The sequence below is a fragment of the Rhodopirellula maiorica SM1 genome (genome assembly GCF_000346295.1).
In the GTDB taxonomy this organism is placed as follows: Bacteria; Planctomycetota; Planctomycetia; order Pirellulales; family Pirellulaceae; genus Novipirellula; species Novipirellula maiorica.
The window spans coordinates 1-3027 of sequence record NZ_ANOG01000637.1 but is presented as its reverse complement, the minus strand read 5'-3'; the positions used below and the strand labels follow the sequence as shown (position 1 = coordinate 3027).

The 3027-nt window shown below is 55.3% G+C and carries 2 protein-coding genes and 1 pseudogene; all 3 read right to left on the bottom strand.

Annotated features, from left to right (window positions below; all coding sequences use genetic code 11):
• Positions 1-388: 388 nt before the first annotated feature.
• Positions 389-898, bottom strand: a complete 510-nt coding sequence (locus RMSM_RS20465) for a hypothetical protein (protein WP_008700511.1) — start codon at positions 896-898, stop codon at positions 389-391.
• Positions 899-1140: 242 nt separating this feature from the next.
• Positions 1141-2103: a patatin-like phospholipase family protein gene (locus RMSM_RS20460; RefSeq protein ID WP_008700508.1), complete on the bottom strand. Its 963-nt coding sequence runs from the start codon at positions 2101-2103 to the stop codon at positions 1141-1143.
• Positions 2104-2374: 271 nt separating this feature from the next.
• A pseudogene (locus tag RMSM_RS41140) lies at positions 2375-3027 on the bottom strand (acyl-CoA dehydrogenase family protein); the annotation flags it as partial.

Genomic DNA, 3027 nt, shown 5'->3' with positions numbered 1-3027 from the left:
GAGCTTGGCCGATCACATCACGTCCCTCCAACAGATGGGGGATGACGGCGGCTTGGATCTCGGAGGGCGACTCGTATCCGGACTTCACAATCGCTTCTTGGACTTTGTCCGCGAGCGGCAATTCGGCAAACGTGGGGGCTTTCACTTCGGCGGGGCTGCTTTCCAGCTGATTCATAAAGGGCTTCACATATCGTAAGATGTCTGCGCCGAAAGTGCTCTGGCGCCCTCTTGACTGTAAGCGCAGCTGCTATTTTACACAACTCAAAGCAACGCAATCGCCGCGGATTTTGCTCTGAAATCCGCTCCTTTGCGTTCCCATCGTGCGTACTGCATCGGCTGTATGGTTGAGGAATCCCCCCTTGCGGATTAACGCAAATCTTTCGCTTTTCTAACTTCGCCCACCCCCGTCGGTCGTCGCCGCCGCCGAATTGCCAAACAACGCTTTCACGCTTGGTCGCATTAGTACCAGAATGGTGAATACCCCCAATACGGTGCCAAATGGCATGAACATGCACTCCACTGCCGCCATCACCAGACAAAACAAGTGAGCCTGATACGCCCCAAGCTTGCGGCCCGCCACAAAGACACAGCACGCAATTGTCATCCCGATGCCGATCATCAACGAGGGAAAGATAATGAAGAGCCAGCCAAAAACGGCTGGCGGAGGTGTCCCATCGGCATTCGCATCATCCAATGCCCCCGAAACAATCGCGATTCCAAGCACCACGTGGACAATGGGAATCAGCGACATCAATGCGATGATCCCGCCGACAACATAGTGGAAAATCGAAAGCAATCGCAGTTGATCGATGTCTTCGGCGGTGGGTTGGGTGGACCGTAGATCGTGAGCGGGCATTGCCGATGGCGGGTCATTGAGTTGGGGAGGAATCGGAGTCATTCACAGTGTCTCGGTTCGCCGATGAAGCATGATCTCGCCCACCACATCCAACGGTGGCGTCGGATCCTATGCTAATTCTGAAAACGTTCCAGTGGAACAACCCCGAGCAGGCCGCGAACGTGTCGGACCAAGGGAAGACAGGGCAAAGAGAACAGGGCAAAGAGAATCGACCGACCGTTGGTGGTTTCGCGCGACCGCAACCCCAGCGTTTGCGAGCTTCCATTTACAAGAGTCGATGGAGACTAGCTGGCAAAAACTGCGATTCGCCGTCGCGCAGCCTCACGTCCTGCGTCAATGATACGTTCGGGATGACTAAAATCGAACCAATCGATTCCATGCATCTCGGGGCGGATCACCAAATCGGCGAGCTCGGCTTTTTCTCGGCGGGTCATGCACTCGCCAATGTCCTGCATCCGCATGATTACATCCAGCGCGTTGGTGCAGTCGTCAACGTGCGAGTGCGTCTGACCGACATCCACCGCGATGGTTAAATCGCTGGCATACGTTTTTGCAACCATGGACGGCAATGCATCGACGACTCCGATGTCACACAGTTGCATGCCATCCCATTGGACCGGAGGAAAGATGCCGGGGATCGCCATCGACGCTTGGATCGCTTTTCGTAGCGGCCCATTCTCGATCACGATCCGATTGCCGCTGCGCAAATCAGCCGCCACGATACTTAACGGCGTGGGAAGGTCCGAGAACTTGATGTCAGGTACGAGTGCTTCGATGCCATCGGACAGGATCGCCTCGGGCATCAATGACCTGCGGGTTGCCGCACGGGTGATACGGCGGTGAGCCGAATACAGATAGCGGACTCGGTTGTACCACGCCATCACTCCCGATTCGGCATCTTCCATTCGCGAGCCGGTAGATCCAAACAACAGATGTTGATTGCGAGAAAAGGCCGGCGAGAACAGAAATTCGATCGTCTGAGCCTGTACGCGACGTGTCTCTGAATCGAGAGCACACATGGCCCCGACCAGCGCCCCGATACTCACTCCGACAAACCGCTCGGTTTGAATTCCTGCCTCACCGACCACCTGTATTGCACCGAGGTGGGCGAGCCCGCGTGCACCGCCTCCTCCCAACGCAATGACAGCGCGTCGAGGACGATTGGGCTGTTCTTTCCCCGGAGATTCCACCTCAGGAGAATCCAGCCGTGGTGCGGCGCGAAAACTAAACAGGTCGACTAAATTCATGATGCGGCTCCTAAACCTCTCCTAACTCTCATCGGACGTGAATTTCCCACGTCGTCATCTCCTGTGCATTGTTTGTTCCTAATCTTGCCATTGTGAATTGTTAATTTTTGAAGTAGGCAGGCAAGAGTCGTTCGGTATGCGGGCCGTTGACGAGTTCCACGCCCTTGAAGATTTCCACTACGAACGGCCTCACAGCATTTGCCCATGCAACTAACGGATTTCATCTGAACATTCCCGCCTACCTGCTTGATCAACCTCGTATTGGGCCTGATTACTTGTATGGCATCATGATTTCTCCCGAGGCCACTCCATCAAGTTCACTCCAACCTTGGGAGGCAATCTGGCTGCCGAGTTCCGTGACTTGACGGAAATCGGCATTACTCGCTTTCCCACCGGATATCTTTAATTGCAATTCGCGGCACACCGTATCGGCGGCAGCGCGGGTGACCGGATCATTGGACGCCTTGGCATACAAGCTGGTGACCAACATCACGACCGCGTTTTGGATGTCCAGCGACAGCGCCGACATCCGGCATTGACGATCCGCCAACTTCAATTGAAAGGTCCGCATCGTCGTGCTGATTCGCATGCCGCTTTGCGACAAATAACGCTGTGCAAATTTAGTATGCTCCGCCAACTTCGGATCCGACATAGGAAGCGGCGACCAACGTGCCGCCGACACATGGTGCCCCACCCACCATTTAGCATAGGTGGAGAGCGGTTTGCGAAGCGCCCAAGCATGTCGCGGATTCAACGGATTCGGCTTGGCGGTTCCCAGCTCACTGAGCGTTCGGCCGATGGGTTCGAAGAAGACTTTGCCATGATGTTTCACCAGCGACTTGAAGAACGCCATCCCCAACATTTCGCCTTCGCCTTCGTAGATACACGGCGCCAAGAACTCGTGCACGTTGTCGCCAAACAGGT

Bases quoted from the DNA above. Each gene is read 5' to 3' on its own strand.
- RMSM_RS20465 (WP_008700511.1), bottom strand. From the start codon at position 898: ATGACTCCGATTCCTCCCCAACTCAATGACCCGCCATCGGCAATGCCC.
- RMSM_RS20460 (WP_008700508.1), bottom strand. From the start codon at position 2,103: ATGAATTTAGTCGACCTGTTTAGTTTTCGCGCCGCACCACGGCTGGAT.